2 protein-coding genes and 1 pseudogene are annotated in these 3544 nt (G+C 71.4%); 1 reads left to right on the top strand and 2 read right to left on the bottom strand.

Annotation, left to right across the window (positions count from 1 at the left end; all coding sequences use genetic code 11):
* The coding region (locus AC08ON_RS16255) for a hypothetical protein (protein WP_476617272.1) at window positions 1–400 on the bottom strand (400 nt) is incomplete at its 3' end.
* Between the two features lie 316 nt (window positions 401–716).
* Between AC08ON_RS16255 and AC08ON_RS16250 the strand changes: the two are divergent.
* A pseudogene (locus AC08ON_RS16250) lies at window positions 717–1992 on the top strand (hypothetical protein).
* A gap of 1 nt (window position 1993) precedes the next feature.
* Here the strand turns inward: AC08ON_RS16250 and AC08ON_RS16245 are convergent.
* A partial coding sequence (locus tag AC08ON_RS16245) for an AAA domain-containing protein (protein WP_476617271.1) occupies window positions 1994–3544 on the bottom strand: 1551 nt, incomplete at its 5' end.

The following is a 3544-nucleotide window of genomic DNA, read 5'->3' as shown; positions in this document are numbered from 1 at the left end:
CGCGGGTGCCTTCGGAGACAACCATCTCGGGGAACTCGCGAACCGCGCCGTCGGCGGTCCGGAACGATATGCCGCCGCTGCCGAACGGACCGGCGACCATGTCAGCCAGCTCCCCGACCGCTCCTTCGACGCGCGGGATCTCGACGGTCGCCGCCCCTCGATGGGGAACGTCACCGATCGCGACTAGCTCCCCCGTGTCGTGGAACCATTCCAGGTGCGCGACCCTCGACGCGGGGGCAGCAGCGACCGGGTCGGGCACCTGCCAGTTACCGAAATTGGTGATGAAACTGGTCGGGCGCCGCTCGTCGGCAGCGAGGAAGTCGTTGATCCCCCAGATCTCGACGTCCGCGCCTGCGACGGGCAGATGGGAAAGTGGTCCCCCACCGGTATTCGCGGTCACCCTGCCTCCTCACGGCGCCGTTGCTCGATCCTCAGTTTGCCAGTTGCCAAAGCACGTTCCGCGCCGGCCCCCTGCCGCGATGCGTTCCGGCCGGGTCGCGAGTCTGTTCTGGCGACCGTCGTAGGACGTCGTACGGCCCGAGACGCCACGGAGGACACCATCTTCGCCCGCTTCGACCAGGTGTCCGATGATGCCGCTGAGTGCCGGTTCTGCGCCGAGGTGTAGAAATGCGCTGTCTGCCCAGGACAGTCCCGGGGCGTACTCCTCGGCCGTGAAGGCGGTGGCGCGGCTGCCCCGGGCTCGGAATCGGGGGGTTATGCCGGACTCATCCGCTCTTGATGTCCTGATCGGGCTCGCGTTGCTCTTTGCCACGTTCAGCCTCGCAGTCTCCCGGATCAACGAGGCCGTGCTCGCTCTGTTCCGCTACCGGGGGCGCCAGCTGGAGGCCGAGCTGCGACGGCTGCTCGGCGGTGACCGGCCCGCCGAACCGTCCGATCCGGGGGCGGACCCGCCCGCGGATCGGACGGACCTCGTCGCCGAACTGTTAGACGGGCCGCTTCGGGCCATGCGTGCCACTGGCCGCGACACCTCCCTGCCGGCCATGGCCGACCATCCGCCGGTTTCCGGGACCTGGGCCTCGGTGCGCCGCGCACACACTGCGGTTGCCGTCCTACCTGCCGTCCACCGCCTTCGCTCAGGCGCTGCTGGACCGGGTCGACCCGCCCGCCCGGGCCATGCTGTCCCAGCTCCGCCCGGACACCCTGCCTGACCACGTCCCCGACGAGGCCAGGGCCGCGTACCGGCGGGCCTACGACGGTGCCCGGCATGCCCTCGGGGAGAGGTCCGCCCGGGCCCTGTACGACGCGATGCCTGTGGATCACCCCACCGGGCGGGTCGTGGCCGCCGCGCTCGTCGCCGCCACCAGGGCCGGAGCCGTGGGAACGATGGAGGACGGGCTCGCCGCGACGCCCCCCTCCCCGGCGAAGACCGCGATGACCACAGCGATAGTCCAGGCCGGCGGGGACCGCGAGAAGGTCGTCATCGAGCTGGCCCGGTGGTACGACGACGCGATGGATCGCCTGTCCGGGTGGTACAAGCGGCGCATCGCCGTCTTCCTGCTCGGCTACGCGGTCCTGCTGTCCGTCCTGTTCAACCTCGACGCGATCGGGCTCGCGCGGGCGTTCTGGCAGGACGGCACCGTGCGGCAGGCGGCCGTGACCGCGGCCCAGGCCGAGGTGGGCTCATCCGGCGAGGCGGACGGGAGCTCCGCCGGGAGTTCCGCGGGGGATCCCGCCTCCGGCACCCGCCTCACCTCCGACCAGCCCATGGTGGGGGACGCCACGGAACAGGTGATCAAGACGGTGCGCGATGCCTCGGGGCTCGCCTTCCCGATCGGCTGGGTCCACAACTCCGCGGGCCGCGACGACCCACGGGAGGTTCCCGACTCCGTTGAGGGGTGGCTCCTGAAAATCGCCGGCATCGCGATCGCCTGCTTCGCGCTCACCGCCGGCGCCCCCTTCTGGTTTGACCTGCTCGGCAGACTGGTGAACATGCGCGCCACCGGCCCCAAACCCCGGGCCGCCAACGGATAGATCAGGGCCCTTCCGTCGGCTGGCCGGCTGGCGCCGGCACCGGCACCGGGTGGATGCCGAGCTGGTCGAGACGTCGCACCAGCGCGTCCAGGGTCGGCCGAGGATGCCGGTAGAACTCCGAGCCGCGGATCCGGAAGAACGTCCAGCCGAGCCGTTCCAGGATCCGCTGGCGGCGCAGATCCGCCTCCCACTGGTCGGGCCCGTGGAAACGGTCACCGTCGCATTCGACCGCGAGGCGGGGGCCGCGGCGCCCCACACCCCCGGCGGTGGCTCCTTCGGTGACGGCTTGCTCGGCGCTGGCTCGCGCGGTGGCGACCCCCTCGACGACCAGGTCGATCCGGTAACGCCCAACCGGATGCTGGGGGCGCACCCGGTAGCCGCGGGCGAGGAGCTCGCGCAGGACGGCCCGTTCGAACTCGCTCTCGCAGCGATCGGCCAGATCCGCGTCGAGCCGTCCGGTCTGCCCGGCGTACATGTACTCGATCAGCTGGCGCCGCATATCGTCGTCGCGCAGCGTGGCCGGGTCGACGCTGTGGAACACCCACATCTGGTTGCGTGCGCGGCTCGCGGCCACGTTGACTCGTTGCTGGTCGCGGCGGCGGGTGGCGGCCGAGCGGTTGTCGTCCGCGACGACGGAGATGAAGATGACGTCCCGTTCGTCGCCCTGGAACTGGTACGGGTCGCCGACCCGCAGGTCGCGGCGGGAGAACTCGCGCTCCCCGAGTCGTTCGACCAGGGTGTGTTCGATGAGGCGGGGCTGGCCGGCGCCGAGCAGGGTGACCACGCCCATGCTCATCCCGTCGTAGGCCGGGTCGGCGCAGCAGGCGAGGACCCGCTCGACAAGGGCCTGCGCCTCCGCTGGGTTCGCGTCGCCGAAGCGGGTCTGCGACCGGGCGCCCCCGGGGACCCGGACGGGTCGCAGCGGCGCGCCGAGGGCGAGCTCCGGATCCTCCCGCAACGGCAGGATCTGCTGGTCGTAGAAGCGGTTGGAGAAGCCGATGATGTCGGGCAGGCAGCGGAAGTGCTCCTTGAGCACGATGGTGCGCGGGAAGACCCGGGCCGCGGTGTCGTAGAGACTCGCCTCCACGTCGAGCAGCGAACGCTGGGCGACGTCGGGCAGGTGCGCGTCGATCAGGGCATGCACCTTGGCCCGTTCGATGCCGACGGCCTCCGGGCTCGTCTGGGCGTCGTCGCCGACGACGACGGCCTTGCGGCCCAGGCTCAGCACGCCAAGGGCCAGTAGGTCGCACTGGCTGGACTCGTCCACGATGACCACGTCGAACAGGTCGTCGGCGCCCGGGTCGAAGCTCTCCATCACCCGGTGCGTCGGCATGATCCACACCGGCACGGCGCCCATCGCAGCCCGCATGTGGGCCCGGGCCTCGGCACGCCACCGCGGGGCGTACTTCCCGGTGCCCTTCCCGATCCGGTCGAGTGCCTGTACCCAGCCGGTCAGCGCCCGGCGCTGGGAGTCGCCGAGCCGGATCGCCAGGCCCAGCCGGGCGGTGTCACGGGGACGGGCATCCTCCAAGGCTAGCGGGAGTTTCCTAGA

It is taken from the genome of Frankia sp. CoWAU3 (assembly GCF_977971855.1).
Note: the sequence above shows the minus strand (reverse complement) of the source record. Positions and strands in the feature narration are given on the sequence as shown.